Consider the following 20,721-nt stretch of genomic DNA (forward strand, 5'->3'; position numbering starts at 1 on the left):
CCTGCCTGCAGGCGCCTGTGCCGAACGCAAGAAGGGCAGCCGATGGCTGCCCTTCTTTTTTATGCCTGCTTTTTGTGCGTCTTGTCCGTCAGGCTATACGATCGATACGATCGACAACTACGATCAGCCCTCGCCACGCGACGACATCACCCGCTGCGCGAGCTGGGTTCGTTCCATGGGACGACGCGCCTGCCAGTAGTAGCGCTTCCAGTAGACGTTATCCAGACGCGATAGCTTGACCCCCTGAGAAGCCGACGCATGTAGAAAATAGCCGTCGCCGACATACACCCCGACATGATTGTAGAGGCCCGGCGGCCTGAAGAAGACCAGATCGCCCGACTTCAGCTGATCGCGCGCAACGCGACTGCCTTCCAGCACCTGCTGATCGGTGGTACGTGGCAGATCGACCGCAAAGGCTTCGCCAAAGACGTGCTGCATCAGCGCGGAACAATCGATGCCGCGGCGGGATTCGCCACCGAGCACATAGGGCGTCCCCACCCAGCGCTCGTGCTCGTCAAGCAGCGCCTCGCGAATGACGGTCGGAGAGACGGTCATCTGACGAAATTCGTGGATCGCGGTCAGCTGTCGCTCGATCGGCGGCACGCGTGTCGCGGTCTGCCCCTGAGGCACCACGGGTAGGGAATACTGCGCATTGACCTGTTGTTGTTCTGCTGGCGCCGAGCAGCCGGCCATTGTGATGACCAGCGCCAGCCCCATGGCCGTGCGTTTTAACATGCAGCGCAACCTCGTTCACCAGTCAGCCGAACAGGCGTCGTCTCGCCGGCAAACTGGGCCACGGACGAGAGGCATCGCTGTGGCGGTGACACGCTAGAGAGGCCACGTCAGGAAACGAGCCACCCTCTCATTGGGTATCACTGCCAGAACGGCCTGCATTCGGCTTGAATCTTCGGGTATCCACTAGAAAAACGCTGCTACCGGATCAACGGCTCGCAGCGTTCAGCGGATCATAGGCGATCACGAAGGGTTTGACGACCCCTCTTCGTTAATGAACAGTGTTAATGCAAATAGCCTGCGGCATGGGGCAGCACGTCGATATGCAACGGCGTCCAGTGACGGCCATGACCGGCGGGAAAATCGAGACTGGCCCAGGCGCCGGCCAGCAGCGGTGTCGCCGTCAACCAGGCGTTGAGTGCTTCCCGAAAACGGGATAGAAAGGCGTCGCGCTCTGGCGTATCGTCCATGAAGAAGCCGAAACCACTGTAAAGCCCTTCAGCGTAGTCCTGCCAACTGCCGTAATGGCGTCCGGCAAGATCCATGGCGGCGTTCAGGTAGGTGTTGAGCTGCTCGTCGTCCAGCCAGCCGAGCTGACGCCCTGCCAGCGTCAGGTCTACCAGCTGGGCCACATCCCAGGCCGCGAGATCTTCGTCGTTGCAGCGACAGGCGTTGTCGCGCACCCGCTGCAGACGACACAGGTGGACGCGCTCATCATCCCCACACTCGCCGGACTCCAGGATCGCGATTTCAGCTTCGAGGCGCTTGCGATTCAAGGTATAGGGGGCATAGTTGATGGCGTACTCCTGGCGATCACCCGCTTCGACCAGAAAGTCCAGAAAGCCCGCCAGCTCTGCCGCCCCCGGGAGGGCATACTGACTCTCCAGCCACTCGGCGAGAGACGCTCGATCCACCGCGCCCAACGTCTGTGGCGTCTGCCACAGCGCCTCGTTTAGCGGACCGGCCAGAGCGATACCGGTAAAGCGCATCAGCGTAGGCCGCGCGCCGGGTTCCAGCCATGCCACGGACTGCGATCCACCGAGCCAGTGAAAGCGTGATCCCGGATCGCCCCGATGCCACTCAATATCGTCGGTCAATGCCGCCTCGTCCGGGGCGTCTTCCTCGGCCAGCAGGCGCTCCCAGGCCGACCACGCGGCCAACAGCCGCTCGGGGGTGGCGTAGAAGCGGCTCAGCACATCGCACAGGGATTGCGACAAGCCACGAATGGCCTCGGGTGCATAGCGGCCACTGTCGGCCGCCATCAACAGATAGAAGGCGTATTTCTCGGCCATGGCGATGGTCGCAGCATGTTCGGCACACGCCACCAGACCGGCACGACGCGCTTGCTGCTTGGCGGGTGCGTGACGGGCATCGGCGGCGAGCTGATTCAGGTGATGCGCCTGCGCCGGTAGCCAGAACCGCGCCAATCCCTCGATGCCCTCGTCACGTCGCAGCATCAACACTTCCTCGAGGTAGCGCTCCGCGTCCTGGCGGCGCTCCTGGCTCAGCGGCTCCTGTAAACTCCGACGATAGATCAGATCCGGCTCGCGCACCGTCGCCAGCGCCAGAACCCAGGCATCCGGCCCGGCATGGCGTTCTTGAATGGCCGCTCTCGAGCGTTCGCGTCGCGCCTCGTCGAGGCAATCTGCCAGCGGCACCTGCCAAGGGCTCGCGCATTCGCCCAGCAGGCGCTCCCAGTCCACCTCTTCGGTAGCCCGCAGGTCACGCCCTTCGAAAAGACTGCGCCCGCGGCGATAGGCAAGCGCGACCGCGGTCCAGTCAGCGTAGCGCTGTTGCAGCAGATCGAGCGCATGCGCGGCGAAGGTTTCCGCCTCTGTCGCCGAGAGCCAGCCGGCCATGAAACCCAGATACGCTTGATCGACAAGTCGAAGCCAGTCCCATGCCGCCCAGTCGAGCGGCTCCTGATCCGCCAGAAAGCGCAACAAGACGCGGCCATAGTCCTGCTGGTCGTTCAGCGTCGCCAGCCACTCCAGCGTTTCCGACTGCCTCTGACGTGCTAGACGGGCGGCATCCATCTCCCAACCGTAGCGATGGCCTTGTGCGCCCAACCAGTGGAGTAACGTCAGCAGCCCCTCGCGATCGTTCACCTCGCCTTCTTCTCGCAGCAATTGGCGGCGCTGATGCTGCTCCTCCCGAGTGGGCGTGAAAGGCCAGGCCAGCACCGGCCCGAATGGCGCTCGGGCATGCCAAAGCGTGTCGCCCCAGCGGTCAGTCTCCTGGGCCGGCGTGACGCGTAGGCTCTCTGCCACACGTTGCCAGTCAGCCCCCCGGCCCTGTCGTTCGAGACGCGCCAGCTCCCGGCCGGCAGCATCCAGCGATGGCTCGCCTAGCTGAGACAGCTTGGCGAGCCAGGACTTGAGCGTCGGGGCTTCCGTGACGACGTCCCGAACCAGATCACGCAGCCAGGCCGCGGTCGTCGCTTCGTCGATCCACTCGAGACAGGCGCCCAACCCCAGCAGCTCCAGCGCCGCTAGCCGGGAGACCGCTGGTGACTGCGCGTCGGTCACGCTTTCCCACAGCCGCCAGGCAAACTCGTCCCGGTCGCCGATACCCAGCGCCACTAGCCGATCGAGCGCCACCTGCGGCTCGAGCGCCTGACGGGGATCGGAAGCCGGTGGCCAGCCAAGCAACCTCAACTGCTGAGCCCACCAGGTAACGAGTAGTTCGCGCAAGAGAAACCTCGAGAACAGAGAGACAAATGAGAGCACGCCGCCTTCATGGAGACAGCAACCGTAACGGCGGGCCATTATAGCGGAAAGCCCGGGCCACGCCGACGTCAGCAAGGCCCAGGCCTGCAGAATGCCTGGCTGGGGGGTTGGCTAGCGCCCGCCCTCGCTGGCGGCAGGCTTGAGCAGATATCGCAGCAGGAAGTGTCTGACCCGCACCACGAACTGCTCCTGAAACATGACGCAGAAGAGGACGGTCAACAACAGGAAGAGCGGATATAACCAGAGATGCACGTCGCCCGCGGCTCCAAGGCAGGCCGGCACGTCGCTCATGCAGAGCGCTGGCTCGCCCGAGAGCACCCGTTCGACGCGTGAGAAAAGCGCATAGAGCGGCACGTGCAACGCGAACATCGGCAGCGAAGCGCCTCCCAACCGCGCGGCCCAGCGTCGCAGACGAGGGCTATGGGGCTCGCGCCACAGCGCGGCGACATAGATCAATGCCAGTTGGGCCGGCAGCAGCAAGCCGTTGTGCAACAGGTAGTACCAGGCGTGTCCCTTACCCAGTAGCCACAGCGCCACCGCCACGCTGATCGCGATACCCGCAAGCACCACGCTGCAGCCCCGTGCGGTCAGCCGCCGCCCCTGCGAACGACGCATGGCATAGAAGGTGTACAGCAGAATACCCGCCGCAAATTCTGGAAGACGAATCAGTGGGTTGCGGTGCAGGATGCCCGTCTCCGGAACGCCATAGTCCGTGGTCAGCACCACATACAACGGCGGCAACAGATAGAGCAGATTGACCAGCAGGATCGCCCGCCGAGGATGCAGCACCCGGCGCAGGCGCGGCGCCAGCCATGGAAAGGTCAGATAGAAGAAGAACAGCGCCGAGATCGACCAGGATGGCGGATTGAACGTCAGATAGAGCGGATTCCAGGCGTGCAGCAAGGTCAGGTTGAGCAGCACATTGATGCCGGTCTCCAGCGCTCCCATCGTGTGCTTGAGGCTGTCCCAGTCGAGCTGGCCGACATCGTTGTTGACATCGTAAACGACGAAGCGCAGGGAAATGTCCTGATCGCCAGGCGCGATTGCCAGATATCCAACCAATGCGGACACAGCCATCGCCAGCACCAGCGAGCCGATATGGATGGGATAGAGATTGGAAAAGCGTTTGAGCCAGAAGCTGCGAGCGGGCTCGCGCATCTCGTGTCGGCTATCGAGATAGACGTGCGTCAGCAGGAATCCGGACAGGACGAAGAAGGCACTGGTGGAGAAAAAACCGATATCGGTGACGTAATGCGACCAGTCTCGGATCGACGGGTAATTATGCAGGGTGTGGAAGATGACGATGTAGAGGCCGAGCAGAAAGCGAAGCCACTCCAGTCCAATGAAGCGCTCCTTGGCGGCGGTCGTTGAATCAGGCATTCCTTGCAGTTCTCTGGCCGTCTAAAGGCGCTAGTGTACCTGATTATCAGCGCCCGGCGCCGCCTGTTTCGACCACCGGGGCAGCACGGCACTGCCCCGGTCGCGCGCCCCTAGGCCTTCTTGATCTTGGCCACCACCCAAAGCAGGATGATCGCTCCGATCGTCGCCACGACCAGCGACCCAATCAAACCGTTGGAGGAGAGTCCCAGCAGGCTGAACAGAAACCCGCCAATGACGGCGCCAACAATGCCTACCCCGATGTTGCCGAGGATGCCGAAACCACCACCGCGCATCACCTTACCCGCGATCCAACCGGCAATCCCGCCAATGATCAGCCACAAGATAAAACCCATTGCGTTACTCCTTGCTTCCTTTCGAGTATGAACAGCCAGCGGCGGGTATCCAGCCGCTCCCTCAAGCGTAGTCGCGATCCGCGCATTCGACGACTCTCTCGAACGGCAAACGGCGATCTGGCGGCCACGGGCATCCGAAACACGCATCAGAAACGAGAACGGGGTCGGCAGATGCCGACCCCGTTGGTCATTGAAGCGCCGCGAGCGCCTCGGTTTGACGCCATCAGCCGTGGCTGCGCACTCGCAACGTTTCCCGCGATAGCAACCCCTGGCCATGCCAGCCAGCATGCGCCTCGGGGTCAGCCCATACGTGATAGTGCAACTGGGACATCATGACCGGATCGTCGAGGAAGGCCAGGCGCTCAAGGTTGCCCATGCCATCGGGCCCCGCAGTCACGGCTCGCGAGACACGCTCTTGGCGCCGACGCTGGATCGGTGCCACGGGCCGATGACGGGAAGTGCCCAGCGCGGTCATCAGGGCGTTGGCCACCGGGTCGACGACAGCCTGCACAAAATTAGGCGTCGGCATCGCGGCGTTCATCCGCCCCAGGTGGCGCACCATGCGACGCAGCACGCGGGGCGGGTGCGTCTCCTCGGGAATCCGGAAGAGCCTTGCCCGAAAGCAGGCGCTGCCCAAGGAGACGCGACTGGAGAGCGTGGAGACCGGGATCGAGATCATCATCGCCCCGACGATTGGCGACAACCACCAGAGAAAGGTCGGCTCCATCAGATAGACGCCGACCGCCCAGGCTGCGCCGATCAGCGTCTGACTCCAGTGATTGCGGATCGCATCACTCCAGGTGGTATCGCTGTTTTCCCGCGAAGGCGAACGCCACTGAATCGCCCAGCCCATGACCGACGTCAGCACGAATCGCGTGTGGAAGAGCATTCTAACCGGCGCCAACGCCATCGAGAAAAGCGACTCTAGCACCATGCTCGCCAGCACCTTGAGCGGACCACCGAACTGCCGACTGCCCTGAATCCAGATCAGAATCACGCTGAGCACCTTGGGCAGGAACAACAGCGTCGCCGTCGCCCCGAAGAGCCCGACCGCCAGCGTAGGGTTCCACTGCGGCCAGACCGGGAACATCATGCCCGGCTCCGGAAAGTAGTTCGGCGTGCTCAGAGTATGCACGGCAAGCAGCGCCGTAGAGAGCACCAGAAACAGGAACCAGAGCGGCGCGGAGATATAGGACATCAGGCCGGTCAGGAACACGGCCCGATGCACCGGGTGAATCCCCTTGGAGAGAAACAGCCGGAAGTTCATCAGATTACCGTGACACCAGCGACGGTCTCGATTCAGCTCGTCGAGCAGGTTGGGCGGCATTTCCTCATAACTGCCCTCAAGCTCGTAGGCGATCCAGACACCCCAGCCGGCACGCCGCATCAGCGCCGCCTCGACGAAATCATGCGACAGGATTTCGCCGGACATCGATCCCTTGCCGGGTAGCGGCGCGAGCATGCAGTGGCGCATGAACGGCGCCATCCGGATGATCGCGTTGTGCCCCCAGTAGTGCGACTCGCCGAGCTGCCAGAAGTGCAGCCCCGCCGTGAACAGCGGCCCGTACACGCGGGTGGCGAACTGCTGCATACGCGCGTAGAGGTTGAGTCGCCCGGAAGCGCGCGGTGCCGTCTGCACGATTCCCGCACTCGGATGGGCTTCCATCATCTGCACCAGACGCGTCAGGCAGGCGCCGCTCATCACGCTATCCGCATCGAGCACCAGCATGTAGCGGTAGAGTGCCCCCCACCGACGGCAGAAGTCGTCGAGGTTGCCGCTCTTGCGCTTCACCCGACGCTGACGACGCCGATAGAAAACCTGGCCGAAGGCATCCAGGTCGCGACATAGCGACAGCCAGGCATGCGTCTCCTCGATCGCCGTATCGGGATCGAAGGTGTCGCTGAGGATGAACACATCGAAGTGGCGGTCATTGCCGCTCTGGCGCAGCGACTCGAGCGTGGCGCGCACACCGGCAAAGACGCGTGGCACGTCCTCATTGCAGATCGGCACCAGCAGCGCCGTACGCGCCTCCTCGGCGATCGGCTCGTCGCCGACCTCCGAATCGATCGCATAACGATCACGGCCGCGCAGTAGCTGAAAGAAGCCCATCAGCGCGGTCCAGAAACCGGCCGACACCCATGCGAACAACAGCACGAACAACGCCAGGATGGCGATTTCGAGCCACTGCTGGCCTTGATAAGGAAGCACCGTGCGCATCTGGTTGGCGGCAACGACACTCTGGCCGAAGATCAGGACCAGCAGCACCCAGCGCCGCGATGACGCGACCCACTGCCAACGGGGCCTCGGCCGTGCCGGGCGCTGGCGTCGCCGAAATCCACGCGACGACCAGTTCTTCAGGCGCTGCCCGAAGCGCACGAACGGATTGGTCGACCATGCCTCCGGTGCCAACGGCGTGCGCTGCATGGGCGGTGCCGTTTGCAGGCGGGTGATGCCTTCGTCATCGGTGGAGAGCACTTCCGGCGGCGCCAGCGGCGGTTCCGCGTAGGCCAGCGCCAGGCGCCGGCCGACAGAGGCCGCGGCCGGATCCTCGGGGTCGACAGCCTGACCGCCCAGTGTCGCGTGCAGCGAAGCCATATCGTGCGCATCCAGATCGCTGGCGAGCAGTTCACGCCGCGCTTCGCGATCCTGGGCTTCCAGCGCCAGCCGCTCGAGATAGAGATCGGCCGACGCGCTCTGCGAAGGTGTCGCTTCAGCCATTGGCAGGCAGCCGGTAATACCAGTTTTCCGAGACGCGCTGATCGCCTTGGTTCAGGTGCGCACGGATATCCAGCGGCTGACTGTCATCGCTGCGATTGACCTTGACGAAGACCCGCCAGCCACCCGTAGCCGGATTGCGCACGGCGCGACTGTCGACCAGTTCGCCGTTGTCACCGACGCTGGCCTGCACACTGACGTTGGCACTGTCATCGAGGCCGGAGAGCGACGGACCCTGGAAATCGATCACGAAGGCGAGCGAGCCGTCGGCTTCACGCACCAGGTTATCCCGACGCACTTCACCGCGGGAGCGACGCGTCTGCTCGACCCAGGCCAGCGAAGGGTCGACATAGCGGCTCTCGTCCTTGGTCACGGTAAAGCGATAATCGAAATCCTGCGGCGTACCCGGCTCGGGGGACGTCTCCGGCAACCACATCGAGACGATGTTGTCGTTGGTCTCGTTGGGCGTCGGGATCTGGATCAGCTCGACCCGACCGGCCCCCCACTCATTCTGCGGTTCGACCCAGGCACTGGGACGCAGGTCATAGCGACTTTCGAGATCCTGGTAGTCGCCGAAGGCATGGCCACGCTGCATCAGGCCATAACCGCGCAGACGCGGTGTCTCGCGCTCGTTGATCATCAGCTGCGCCGGGTTGGCCAGCGGACGCCAGGTCCAGCCATTGCGAGAATCGTTGACGAGCAGGCCGTTGGAGTCGTGAATCGCCGGACGATAGTTCATCGTCGACGAGGGCTGCGCCGGGCCATACAGGTACATGCTGGTCAGCGGCGCGATGCCCAGCTTCTCGACCGGGCGACGAAGGAACAGGCGCGACTTGACGTCGACCACCGTGTCGGCCCCTGGGCGCAATACGAAGCGGTAGGCGCCGGTCAGGCTCGGGGAATCGAGTAGCGCAAAGATGGTCAGGTACTGGCTATTCTGGCTCGGCTTGACGACCCAGAACTCCTTGAAGCGCGGGAACTCCTCGCCGGAGGGTAGGCCGGTGTCGACGGCCAGGCCACGACCGGACACCCCGTAGACCTGATCCCGGCCAACCACGCGAAAGTAACTCGCGCCCAGGAAGACCATGGTCTCATCCTTGCGGTCGGCATCATTGAGCGCGTAGTTCACCTTGAAGCCGGCGATCCCCAGGTCGTCGCTCTGCTTGACGTCGTCGGAGAGCTCCAGGTTGCCGTAGGTGAAGTCATCGGGATTGTAGGCGAAATCGTGCACGCCCTGATCATCCACGCTGTGCAGCTGGATGGCACTGTCATAGTGCATGCCTTCGTGGAAGAAGCTCAGTGTGAAGGGAACGCCGTCGCCGCTCCACACGTCCCGATCGCGCTTGTACTGGATCTGCTCATACTGGCCGTAGTCCAGGTTGCGCAATGCCTCCGGCAAATTGCGTTCTGGCTCACTGTAGCCTTGCTGAGCGAGATCCTGGGCCTGCTGCGAAACGTCGTCGAAGCTGAAGGCCAATACGTTCTGGGCGATGCCGCTGAGTAGCAGCCCGGTTAGGGCCGCCACCGGAAGAAGCGCCTTGCGTCTTTCAAGGTTATTCCGCCGGATCGGTACACTCACACTAATTACTCCTGTCGAAACTATCTTGGCCGATATCAACGCGCTCGACGCGCTCACTGTCGTCAACATGGAATGGCACGGCCGGCTACGGCAAGCGCCCGGGGTCTCGCCCCGCTGCACGACAATACGGACGTGAATCACGGTGAAGGAAACGACGGATAGCGAAGCCTCCGTGCTTCGTCTCGCCGCAGTCTAGCATACGCGGCGCCACTGGCACGCCATGGAGGGCACTCCCCGCATCTCTTCAGGCTTCTGCCGTGACTTTCCATACTTCTACCATGGCTTGCTACGCCGCTCGCCATCAGTTTTCTGGTTCTTTCGAGCGCGCCTCAACCACATCACGATGACACCCGAGTGACGTCGTAGGGTGGGCATAATGGCGTATCTACCGCTGAGGAGCCACCCCGAATGCGCGCCGCGCCCCCGTCATGGACGCTTCGAAGCGCAGGTCGGCTGCTGCCGGCAAAGCCCCTCACCGCAGCATCCGGCGACTTCAGCCGGTGATGCCAGACCGCCATTTCCTGGCCGAAGAGACAAATCGTCACGCAAACGCCTACACATTACACGCTCTATGTCAGACAAATGGCGAATAGCGGTTTTGACATGGCTGCTCAACACTGCAGGGGTAATGTGGCGGTTTCTATACCTCGACGTACCGCCATCGGGATGCATTCAACAAGGACACGCCCCCAATGCATGCATGGACTCTGCTCTCGTTTCTGTTCTTCACGGGGCTGGTCGCGCTGATTACCTGGCGCATCACCCACCGCGATGACCTCAGCAACACCCGAGGCTACTTTCTGGCCGGGCGCAATCTCAGCTTTCCGCTGATTGCCGGTTCACTGCTGATGACCAACCTCTCCACCGAGCAGATGGTGGGACTGAATGGCTCGGCCTTCGCCGACGGGCTGAGCGTGATGGCCTGGGAAGTGGTTGCCGTGGTCGCTCTGGTGCTACTGGCCCTGTTCTTTCTGCCACGCTTTTTGCGTAGCGGCATCGCCACGGTGCCGCAGCTGCTGCAGGAGCGCTTCGGGCCGACAACCCAGTTGATCTGCAACGTGATCTTCCTGGTCGCCTACGCAGTCATCCTGCTGCCGATCATTCTCTACTCGGGCGCCGTCGGCCTGCAGGGAATGCTCGATCTACCGGTCCTGACGGGGATCGACTCCAGCACCACGCTGCTGTGGCTCACGGTCTGGGGCGTCGGTCTGATCGGTGCAGTCTACGCCCTGTTCGGCGGCCTCCGTACGGTTGCGGTCTCCGACAGCATCAACGCTATCGGTCTGTTGGTCGGCGGCTTCGTGATCGTCTATCTCGGCCTCGACGCGGCCGGCGGTGGCGACGGCATCGCCGCCGGCTGGCAGGCCATACAGCAGGACCAACCGGACCGGCTCAATTCGCTGGGCCGGCCGGATCAGCAGGTACCCTGGCCGACGCTGTTTACCGGGGTCTTCCTGATCAACCTGTTCTACTGGGCCACCAACCAGCAGATCATTCAGCGCACCTTCGCCGCCCGCAGCCTCTCCGAGGGCCAGAAAGGCGTCCTGCTTACCGGCTTCCTCAAGCTGCTGGGTCCCCTCTACCTGGTCTTGCCGGGCATCATCGCCTACCAGCTCTACGCCGATGACGGTATCGCGGCCGACCAGGCCTACGGCTATCTGGTCTTCCACCTGCTTCCGCCCTGGCTGACCGGTTTTTTTGCTGCCGTCATGGTCGGCGCCATCCTGTCGTCGTTCAACTCGGCGCTGAACAGCACCACCACACTGTTCAGCCTCGGCATCTACAAGGCGGTATTCCGCAAGGACGCCAGCGAGCAGGAGGTCGTCAATTCCGGCAAGGTCTTCGGCTGGATCATGGCGGTCGCCGCCATGGCCATCGCCCCTCTCCTGGCGGGCCAGGACAGCCTGTTCGACTACCTGCAGACGATGAACGCGATCTACTTCATCCCGATTCTGGCCGTGGTGATCGTCGGCCTGCTGACCAAGCGGGTGCCGGAGGCGGCCGCGGTCTTCGGCCTGGTCGGCGGCATCGTGCTGATCGCCGCAGGCTATTTCGTGCCGCCCTTCAACGGGATTCTCGAGATCGCCAACCAATACCACTTCGTCGCCGGTGTCTTCGTCATCCTGATCCTCGGCATGCTGCTGATCGGCAAAATCGCACCACGTCGCGAGGCTTGGGTCCACGAAGACGTCAAGGCGGTCGACCTGACACCGTGGAAAGGTGCCGTACCCGTCGGCCTGGTGCTGCTGGTCCTGGTCTTCGCGATCTACTTCGCCTTCGCCGGCTGAGCACGTTCACGCCGACTGGCCGCCCCGCCTCAGTCGGGGCGGCCTCATTTTGCCCCTTGCCCTTGCCTCGACGCCCGTTTGCCCGCACATTTCTCTAACCAACGCGGGGGGTTAGGATGCGTCGTCAACTGTCTCATGAAATCCAGAATCTGCTTGATCGCGGCCGCGATCGCCAGCTTCGACTGGCCGTGACCGGCCTATCGCGAGCCGGCAAGACGGCGTTTCTGACATCGCTGGTCAATCAGCTACGCCATGCCGGTATCGATGCCCGGCTGGACCTGATGAAGGCGGCTCGCGAGTCGCGTCTGCTCGGCGCCCAACGCCTCTCGCAACCGGATCTAGGCGTCCCCCGCTTTCCCTACGACGAGGCCATGCAAGCGCTGGCGACGACGCCACCACACTGGCCCGAACCAACGCGCGGCATCAGCGAGCTACGCCTGCAGCTCCGCTACCGCAGTGCCCGTTCCCGCGGCCCGTTCGGCGACAAGGGCACACTGACGCTGGACCTGATCGACTATCCAGGCGAATGGTTGCTAGACCTTCCCCTGTTGGCGCATGACTTCCTGAGCTGGAGTCAGGCACAATTTGCGGCCATGGGTGACGAGCGCCGGCGCTTCGCCGCCGACTGGTTGCAGGCGCTTTCCGAGCACGACGCCAGTGACAGCGTGGACGAATCGCGTCTCGCCAGCCTATCGGAACGCTATGCCAGCACGCTGCGCCAAGCCAGGGAAGCCGGCTTTTCGCACCTGCAACCGGGCCGCTTCCTGCTACCGGGCGAGCTTCAGGGCGCGCCGGTACTACAGTTCTTTCCGCTGCCCGGCCTCGACGAAAGTGACCGCGAACGCCTCGCTGCTCTACCCGGCGACAGTCTCTATCAGACACTCGCCAGCCGCTTCCGCTACTACCAGCAGCATGTGGTCAAACCGTTCTACCGCGAGCATTTTCGGCGTTTCGACCGCCAGATCGTACTGGTCGATGTGCTCGGCGCGCTCAATGCCGGCCCCGAGCGATTCGAAGATCTGTCGCTGGCGCTGTCGACGCTGATGCGCAGCTTCGACTACGGCAAGCGCAGTCTGCTCAACCGTCTCTTCGCGCCTCGCATCGATCGACTCGCCATCGCCGCTACCAAGGCCGATCACGTCACCCCGGATCAACACGCCAACCTGACGACGCTGCTCGAGACGCTACTGGCGGAGCCACTGCGCGATCTACGCTATGCCGATGTCCCGGTGCGAGCCTTCTCGCTGGCGGCGATACGCGCGACCGAAGCGCGGGAAGTGGCGCATGACGGCCGCCAGCAACCGGCACTTCGCGGGCACGATCTCGAGGGTGCTCCTCTGCTGATCTATCCCGGCGACGTCCCCAGGCGCGTGCCGGATGCGGCATTCTGGCAACGTCAGGGCTTCACGTTCACCGCCTTTCGACCGCCCCAGAGCGACGCAGTGGCGCTGCCACACATTCGCATGGATGCCGCCATGGAGTGGCTGATGGGAGACAAGCTACGATGACCGACCCACGCCCCGGCCGACGCTTCACGATCGAAGAAAAAGAAGCCCCCGCGCCCGGCGTCGACGCGCTGCGCGGAGCCTACACCTACGAACCGGCACAAATATCACGCCCGCTGGACGAGGTCGAAGCGGCAGACGAGGGCGAGCTAGCGGCCGCCATCGCCCCGCCGAGAAAACGACGCTGGGGGCTGTTCCTCATGCTCGCCGCCAGTCTGGGGCTGGGCACACTGGAGGCGGGCCAGACCCTCTACGCGGCCACGCTCGGCGGTGACTGGCTGGCGGGCGCCTGGAGCGCCGTCGGCCTGCTGGCACTCGGCCTCGGCGGCAAGGCCGTCCTGGGCGAGCTCTGGCGCCTGCGCAAGCTGCGCCGCCATGCCCGCCTACGCCAGCGGATCGACGAGACCTGGGTCCAGGAAGACGACACGACGACCGGCGCCGACGCCATGACGCTGGCCGATGCATTGCGCGGCCAGATGGGGCTCTCTCGTTCGCATCCACACTGGCAGTCGTTCGAGCAGGCTCACGAGGCGCACCATACGGCGACGGAGACCCGCGAGCTGATCGTCCATCATCTTTTACTGCCCCGCGACCGCGCGGCGCGCCAACTGATCACGCGCATGGCTGGCGAAACGGCGGTAATGGTCGCGGTGAGCCCGTTGACGCTGGTCGACATGTCGCTGATGGCGTGGCGGAACATCGCCATGCTCGACCGTATCGCCGGGCTCTACGGGTTGGAGCTCGGCTATGCCAGTCGCCTGCGCCTGTTTCGCGACGTGCTGCGCAACATGGTCTTCGCCGGCGCCAGCGAGATAGTCAGCGATGCAGGCATGGATCTGCTATCGATGAACCTCGCCGCCAAGCTCTCCACCCGGGCCGGCCAAGGACTAGGTGCCGGCCTCCTGACCGCGAGACTCGGCCTGCGCGCCATGCGTACCATTCGTCCGATCGCCTTCCGCGCCGAGGAGCAACCGCGCCTGAGCGACCTGCGGCAGGAAATCTGGCAGCAGCTACGCCAGGTCGACGAGGCTTCCCAGACGCGCTGAGCGCGAACGTCACCGCCCACTGTCACGCTCAATCGAGGGCAAAAAACGCCCGCAACGTCTGCGCCACCGCCGACTCGTGATGCGCGCCAATAGTCGTCGCATGCGGCAACTGATCGATCACCGCCGGATGCGCGTTGGCGACCACGAAGGCGTGACCGGCGAGGGTCAGCATCTCCACATCGTTGAAATTGTCGCCGAAGGCCAGCGTCCTCGACGTCGGCATCGCCAACGCCTCGAGCGCGCGGCTCAAGGCGCTAGCCTTGTTGACCCCACGCTGCATCACCTCCAGCGAATTGGCCGCTGAGTAGGTAATGTGCAGCTCCTCGCCATAGCGCTGGCGAAGCGTTGCCTCGAGCGGCGCCAGCGCCGTCGGCGCCCCGATGTAGAGCGCCTTGCCGACGTCTGCCTCGGCGAGATCGTTCATGCCATCGACATCGTAGGTGAAGCCGGTCATCGCGTGGAGCGGCAGCAGTTCCGGCGCCTCGGCATCGATCAGCCAGCGCTCGCGCGTATAGACATTGAAACGGACATCGTCGGGCCGCGGCAGGGACGCCAGGGCTTCTACCCTGGCGGCAGGCACCAGCGTCTCCGCGACCACGCGGTCCTGCGGGTCGTGAACGTGTGCACCGTTGCTGCTGATGATCCACGCGGGGATCTCGAGCTGACGCCGGATGGCGGCGATATCCCGATAGTGCCGGCCGGATGCCAGCGCAATCACGTGCCCCTGTCGCGACAGTTCGCGCAGGGTATCGCGCGTCAGCGCATCGACGCGATGCTCGGCGTTCAGCAATGTGCTGTCGAGATCGCTGGCAATCAGGTGCGGCGTCATGGTCTCTCCTCGAAGTACGAGCCTGGGCGCCGAACCGGCTCGGCGACGGAAAAATTCAGTCTCGGGCGGTGTGCCGTGGCGGTCAACCCTCGCCACCGGCTCGCGACGTGCCGGAGCGCAGGCTGTTGGCCACGGCCACCGCCTGCGGCCCCATGAGCAGATGCACGATACCGCCGGCAAGGCGCTGGACCCCTGCCACGCCCAGCCCGATGATGGCTGCCTCGTCCAGGCGCTGGGCATCGACCAGCGTCAGCCGCAGTCGCGTCGTCGCCACCCGATCGACCGAGGCGAGATTGTCGCCGCCCCCCAGTGCGGCGAGCCAGGCACGCCGAGAGGCTGCGTCGAGCACCGCTTGGTCGAGTTCGGCATCGTCCATGGCCGGCACTACCTCGGGCATCGCCGGGGCACCGCCTCGGGCCTTCGCGGCCAGACGGATATCATCGGCGACCGCATCGGCGATCGGCCCCAGGATCACCTGCAACCCGCCGCCACGCAGACGCAGAACGCCGCGCGCGCCCAGCGCCTTGAGCGTCGGCTCGTCGATCTGCGTGTCATCCTGCAGCACCAGACGCAGCCGCGTTGTACAGGCGCCGACGCTACGCAGATTGGCGGCGCCTCCCAACGCCTCGACGAACGCCGGCCCGCGCTCGCCGACCGACGTCTCGTCAACGGCGGCCGTCTCCGGTTCACGTCCCGGCGTTGGCAGGTCGAAGCGCCTGATCGCCCAGCGGAACACACCATAGTAGAGCCCGAAGTAGACAAGCCCCACCGGCAACATCATCCAGCCATTGGTCGAGAGCCCATAGGAGAGCGCGTAGTCGAAGGCCCCGGCGGAGAAGGTAAAGCCCAGCTTGACGTCGAGCAAGTTCATGATCGCCATGGACAGACCGGTCAACAGGGCATGCAGACCGTAAAGCAGCGGCGCCAGGAACATGAAGGAGAACTCGATGGGCTCGGTCACCCCGGTCAGAAAGGCGGTCAGCGCCAACGACAGTAGCAACCCACCCACCTGCGCTCGCCGGTGGCGCGGCGCGGCGTGATACATCGCCAGCGCCGCCGCCGGCAGGCCGAACATCATGACCGGGAAGAAACCGGCCATGAAGCTGCCGGCGGTCGGGTCGCCGGCGAAGAAGCGGTTGAGATCCCCCGTCGCCCCGTCGAAGCTGCCGAACACGAACCAGACGAAACTGTTGAGCACGTGGTGCAGCCCCGTCACGATCAGCACGCGGTTGAGTACCCCGTAGACGAACAGGCCCAGGTTCCCGGCATCGATCAGCCACTGGCCGAGCTGGTCGATACCCTGCTGGATCGGCGGCCAGACCACCCCGAAGAGGCCGCCGAGTACCACGGCCGACAGCCCGGTTGCGATCGGAATGAACCGACGTCCGCCGAAAAAGGCGAGATAATCCGGTAGCTGGATCGACTTGTAGCGGTTGTAGAGCACGCCGGCGACCACGCCGATGATGATACCGCCCAACACCCCCATATTGATCTCGTCGTTCAGCGTGCCGATCACCGCGTCGAGCACCAGGTAGCCGATGACGCCGGCGAGCCCCGCAGCCCCGTTGTCGTCATCGGCCAGACCAACGGCCACGCCGATGGCGAAGATCAGTGCCAGATTGGCGAAGATGGCATCACCGGCGTTGGCGACAAAACCGATATCGAGCAGATCGGGTTGCCCCAGGCGCAGTAGCAGGCCGGCAACCGGCAGCACGGCGATGGGCAGCATCAGCGAGCGCCCGAGTTTCTGCAATCCGCCCATCAAGCGGGAACCGAAGGTCGTGAACATGACGCGCTCCTTAGGATCGGGTGGTCGTGGCATCGCGACGTGGGGCCGAAGCGGACGAGTCGCCGGGGCTCATCCCCATGTCGTCGAGCAGACGACGTAGCGCCCTCCGCACCTGAGAGGAGTCATCCAATGCCAGCAGTTCAGGCAGCGCACGCCGCAGGCGTCCGGCATCGAGCTCTCGCACCGAGGCCTTGACTGCAGCCACGCGGGCGGGCTCGACCGAGAGCTCGTTGACCCCCATCGCCACCAGCACCATGCCGGCGAGTGGATCGCCCGCCGCCGCCCCGCAGACACCCACCGGACAGTGCTCGCCCGCACCCTCGACGCATGCCTGAATCAGGCGAAGCACCCCCGGATGCAGCACGTCGGCACGTGCCGCCAGTTCGGTCGCTTCGCGATCCATGGCCAGCGCGTACTGGGTCAGGTCGTTAGTGCCAATGGAAAGGAAGTCCGCCTCCCGAGCCAGACAGGAGGCCGCCAGGGCGGCGGCCGGCACCTCGACCATCGCCCCCAGCGCCGGCAACGTCTCGATCCCGAGCGTATCGGCCCTGGCGGCGAGTCGCTCGCGCACCCAGCGCAGCTCGCCGGCATCGCTGATCATCGGCAGCATGATGCGCAGCGACGAACGCCCATCGCTGGCCGGTTTCCTGCCACGACCGGCCTCGAGCAGCGCATCGAGCTGCGTCTCGAAGAGTTCGGGCTGCCACTGCCAGAGACGAATACCGCGCACGCCGAGCGCCGGATTGGGCGCCTTCGGCAGCGTTAGATAAGGCAGCTGCTTGTCGGCGCCAAGATCGAGCATGCGCACAATTACCGGACGCCCGCCGAGCGCGTCGACCACCTGCGCGTACTCGCGCCGCTGGATCTCCCCATCCGGCGGCGTCTCACGCCCGAGAAACAGGAATTCGCTGCGCATCAGACCGACCCCGTCCGCCCCCGCCTTCGCCGCCTGCACGGCATCGGCGGCCGAGCCGACGTTGGCGGCCACTTCCACCGTCTGGCCATCCCGCGTGCGGGCGATCTCGAAAGCCGCGGCGCGGGCGGACTCAACCTGGATCTGGCGCTGATCGAACCAGGCTTCCACGCTGCGCTGTCGCGATACGTCGGGGGAGATTTCCAGCGTGCCGTGAGGCGCATCGGCCGGCGCCTCGAGATAAGCACATTCACTGCTGGCCTCAAGCAGCACCTCGCCCATCGCGACCAGACATGGCAGGTTTCGCGCACGCGCAAGAATCGCGACGTGAGATGTCGTCCCGCCCGCCACGAGACAAAGCCCAGCGAGACGCTCGGCCACGGCGACGAACTGCGACGGCGTCAGCTCGCGCGCGACAAGAATGGCGCCTTCGGGCACCGTGTCGCCGTCGGGCTCGCCGCATGCAAAATGCGCCATGACCTGGCGCTGCAGATCCCTCAGATCCTCCGCGCGCGCTGCCAGCAGCGCATTGTCGCTTGCCCGCAGGCGCCGGGCTTCCGCCTCCAGCGCCTCGTACCAGCCACGGCCGGCACTGCGGCCGGCAGTGATCTGTTGCTCCGCCGCCGCCAGCAGGTCTGGATCTTCAAGCCAGGCGAGATGCGCCTCGAAGATATCGCCCTCGGCAACCTGGTGATGGCGACGCGCCTGACGCCGCGCCTGTGCCAGTGCCTCGCCGACGACGGCCAGCGCGGCGTGCAGCGCCTCTCTTTCCACGGCCGGGTCGGCAGCATTCGTCGGCACCTCGGGAAGCGGTGGCGCAAAAGGCACCAGCGGCCCCAGCGCCATGCCAGCACTCGCCACCAGCCCGGACAACCTCCCCTCGCCGAGCTCAGGCAGGCCATGGCCCGTCGCGTCGACGGGCAGCGCCGCCACCAGTTCCACCTCGTTCAACAGTTCGGCGGCGGCCGCGAGCGCCACCGTGGCCTGGGCACCGTATGCCGTCAGCGTCACTTGCTCCCCCGCAACCACGCCAAGGTGTAGCAACGCGCTGAGGCTGGCGACGTCAACCGGCTCCGCCGGGGAGCGCGCCACGGTCAACGTGACGCCCTGCTCCCGCGCGATGGCCCGCAGCCGCGCGGCGGGGCGCGCATGAATGCCGGCAGACAGCGCAACGGTCACGACCCGCGCGTCACTGATCTGAAGGTCGGGCGTCTCCAGCGGTGCCGATGACTGCGCATCCCGTTGCCGACCAAGCTCACGTTGCAGGCCCAGCAGCGCCTCTCCGACCATCACTCGGGATCCCCCACTGACATGCGCCTGACATTGCCAGCCTTCACCGTTGATCAGGATCATCGGTGTGATCAGCGCCTTCGCTCGACACGCCACCCGGTCGGCATCGAAGCGGCAAAGCACGTCGCCGGCCGCGACGCTGTCACCTTCCGCCACCAGCGGCGTCAAACCGTCGCCCTCGAGCGCCACGGTCTCCAACCCCAGGTGCAGCAGCCATTCGAAACCGTTGACGTCGCGCAGCGTGAACGCATGCCCGGTACGCGCACAGTGCACGATCTCGCCATCGCAGGGGGCGTGCAACGTTTCGCCCAGCGGATCGATCGCCAGGCCCGGACCCAGCGTACCGCCGGAAAAGACCGGATCGGGCACCTCGGCTAGGGGCACCACGATCCCCGTCAGGGGTGACTGCAGAACAAAGGTATCTCGTGACATGGAAATTCCGGCCTCATTGTTGTTGGGCAGGCGGTATGGGTGGCTGGACAGGTTCCCGATCGCCGTGGCACGCCGACCACGCCGCCACGACGTTCAAAGCGTCCTGGTGACTTTCTGCAGGTGACGCGGATGATCGGGATTCTGGCCCCGCGCTTGCGCCAGCTGCGCTGCCATCAGGTAAAAGCTCTGAATCACCGATAGCGCCTGCAGGTCGTCGTGACCGGCATCGATCAGAGGCAAGTGGCGCCGGGGTACGCCGGCATCGGCCGCGACCAGCACTCTGGCGCCGACGCTCTCGAGCCACGCCGCCAGTTCAAGCAGGCCGCGCTGCTCGGGCCCCGGGGGCGCGAAGACCAGGACCGGATACCCCGGCTCGATCAACGCCATCGGGCCGTGACGGACCTCGGCGGCGCTGAACGCCTCGGCCTGCAGCGAGCAGGTCTCCTTGAACTTGAGCGCCGCCTCCTGTGCGACAGCCAGGCCGGCACCGCGCCCGACGACCAGCAGCCGATCGGTCTCGACCAGCGCCGTCACGGCCGCCTGCCACTCCATCGAGGCGGCCTGCTCTAGGCGGGTCGGCAGGCGCTGAATGGCCTCCAGCAGATCATCGTTCTCGGCCCATGCCGCGATTAGGTGGGCGCTCGCGGAGAGCGTCGCGAGAAAACTCTTGGTCGCCGCCACACTGCGTTCCTCCCCGGCCTGCAGCGACAATGCGCTATCACTGGCCGCCGCTAGAGGAGACTCATTGGCGTTGACCAGCGCCAGCGTGCGCGCGCCGCCGCCGGCGAGCGCCTGCTGCGTCGCCACCAGATCGGGGCTGGCACCGGACTGCGAAATGGCCAGGGCCAGATGACGCGAGACCCGCCACGGTGCCGACGCCAGCGTGGTCAGCGAAGGCGGCACGGACGCGACCGGCAGGCCGAGATGCTTCATGCACAAGTAGGCAAAGTAGCTGGCCGCATGATCGGAGCTTCCGCGAGCGACGGTCAGCCCTCCCACCGGGTCGAACTGGCGCAGCTCAGCAGCCAGCGCCGTCACGAACTCCCGGTTGCACTGCCACTGGGTTTGAATCCGTTGCGGCGCGCTGAGCGCTTCCTCCTGCATCCATGACGCGGACATCTGGGGCATCGGCTCGGCTCC

At 64.9% G+C, this 20,721-nt stretch carries 13 protein-coding genes; 3 read left to right on the forward strand and 10 right to left on the reverse strand.

Features of this window, described 5'->3' with window-relative positions; translation table 11 throughout:
- Positions 1-123: 123 nt before the first annotated feature.
- The 6 genes from MC381_RS05925 to MC381_RS05950 form a co-directional block, all read right to left on the reverse strand.
- Positions 124-735, reverse strand: a complete 612-nt coding sequence (locus tag MC381_RS05925; RefSeq protein WP_251976805.1) for a C40 family peptidase — start codon at positions 733-735, stop codon at positions 124-126.
- A 281-nt stretch (positions 736-1,016) separates the two neighbouring features.
- Positions 1,017-3,425: a DUF1266 domain-containing protein gene (locus tag MC381_RS05930; RefSeq protein ID WP_251976806.1), complete on the reverse strand. Its 2,409-nt coding sequence runs from the start codon at positions 3,423-3,425 to the stop codon at positions 1,017-1,019.
- Positions 3,426-3,572: 147 nt separating this feature from the next.
- Positions 3,573-4,841, reverse strand: coding sequence for an acyltransferase family protein (locus tag MC381_RS05935; RefSeq protein ID WP_251976807.1), 1,269 nt, complete (start codon positions 4,839-4,841; stop codon positions 3,573-3,575).
- A 110-nt stretch (positions 4,842-4,951) separates the two neighbouring features.
- Positions 4,952-5,194: a GlsB/YeaQ/YmgE family stress response membrane protein gene (locus MC381_RS05940; protein WP_251976808.1), complete on the reverse strand. Its 243-nt coding sequence runs from the start codon at positions 5,192-5,194 to the stop codon at positions 4,952-4,954.
- 223 nt (positions 5,195-5,417) lie between these two features.
- Positions 5,418-7,913: a glucans biosynthesis glucosyltransferase MdoH gene (mdoH, locus tag MC381_RS05945; RefSeq protein ID WP_251976809.1), complete on the reverse strand. Its 2,496-nt coding sequence runs from the start codon at positions 7,911-7,913 to the stop codon at positions 5,418-5,420.
- Entirely contained in the window at positions 7,906-9,435 is a 1,530-nt protein-coding gene (locus MC381_RS05950; protein ID WP_251976810.1) for a glucan biosynthesis protein G, read from the reverse strand. The genes mdoH and MC381_RS05950 overlap by 8 nt, the downstream gene beginning before the upstream one ends.
- Before the next feature lie 746 nt (positions 9,436-10,181).
- On the opposite strand from MC381_RS05950, the gene MC381_RS05955 reads away from it, so the two are divergent.
- The 3 genes from MC381_RS05955 (at position 10,182) to MC381_RS05965 (ending at position 14,328) form a co-directional block, all read left to right on the forward strand.
- Complete coding sequence (locus MC381_RS05955) at positions 10,182-11,777, forward strand: solute:sodium symporter family transporter (protein WP_251976811.1); 1,596 nt, start codon at positions 10,182-10,184, stop codon at positions 11,775-11,777.
- Positions 11,778-11,893: 116 nt separating this feature from the next.
- Positions 11,894-13,285: a YcjX family GTP-binding protein gene (locus tag MC381_RS05960; RefSeq protein WP_251976812.1), complete on the forward strand. Its 1,392-nt coding sequence runs from the start codon at positions 11,894-11,896 to the stop codon at positions 13,283-13,285.
- Positions 13,282-14,328, forward strand: a complete 1,047-nt coding sequence (locus tag MC381_RS05965; protein ID WP_251976813.1) for a YcjF family protein — start codon at positions 13,282-13,284, stop codon at positions 14,326-14,328. The genes MC381_RS05960 and MC381_RS05965 overlap by 4 nt, the downstream gene beginning before the upstream one ends.
- A gap of 28 nt (positions 14,329-14,356) precedes the next feature.
- Here the strand turns inward: MC381_RS05965 and MC381_RS05970 are convergent, their stop codons facing one another.
- The 4 genes from MC381_RS05970 to MC381_RS05985 form a co-directional block, all read right to left on the reverse strand.
- On the reverse strand, positions 14,357-15,157 hold the full coding sequence (locus MC381_RS05970) for a Cof-type HAD-IIB family hydrolase (protein WP_251976814.1): 801 nt from the start codon (positions 15,155-15,157) through the stop codon (positions 14,357-14,359).
- Positions 15,158-15,239: 82 nt separating this feature from the next.
- Positions 15,240-16,946 (reverse strand): N-acetylglucosamine-specific PTS transporter subunit IIBC, encoded by a 1,707-nt coding sequence (gene nagE / locus MC381_RS05975; RefSeq protein WP_251976815.1) that lies wholly within the window; start codon positions 16,944-16,946, stop codon positions 15,240-15,242.
- 10 nt (positions 16,947-16,956) lie between these two features.
- Positions 16,957-19,581 carry a phosphoenolpyruvate--protein phosphotransferase gene (ptsP, locus tag MC381_RS05980; RefSeq protein WP_251976816.1) on the reverse strand — a complete coding sequence of 875 codons (2,625 nt, stop codon included), beginning with the start codon at positions 19,579-19,581 and terminating at the stop codon, positions 16,957-16,959.
- Positions 19,582-19,674: 93 nt separating this feature from the next.
- On the reverse strand, positions 19,675-20,709 hold the full coding sequence (locus tag MC381_RS05985; protein ID WP_251976817.1) for an SIS domain-containing protein: 1,035 nt from the start codon (positions 20,707-20,709) through the stop codon (positions 19,675-19,677).
- Positions 20,710-20,721 lie beyond the last annotated feature (12 nt).

The organism is Salinicola avicenniae (assembly GCF_023736115.1).
GTDB lineage: Bacteria > Pseudomonadota > Gammaproteobacteria > Pseudomonadales > Halomonadaceae > Salinicola > Salinicola avicenniae.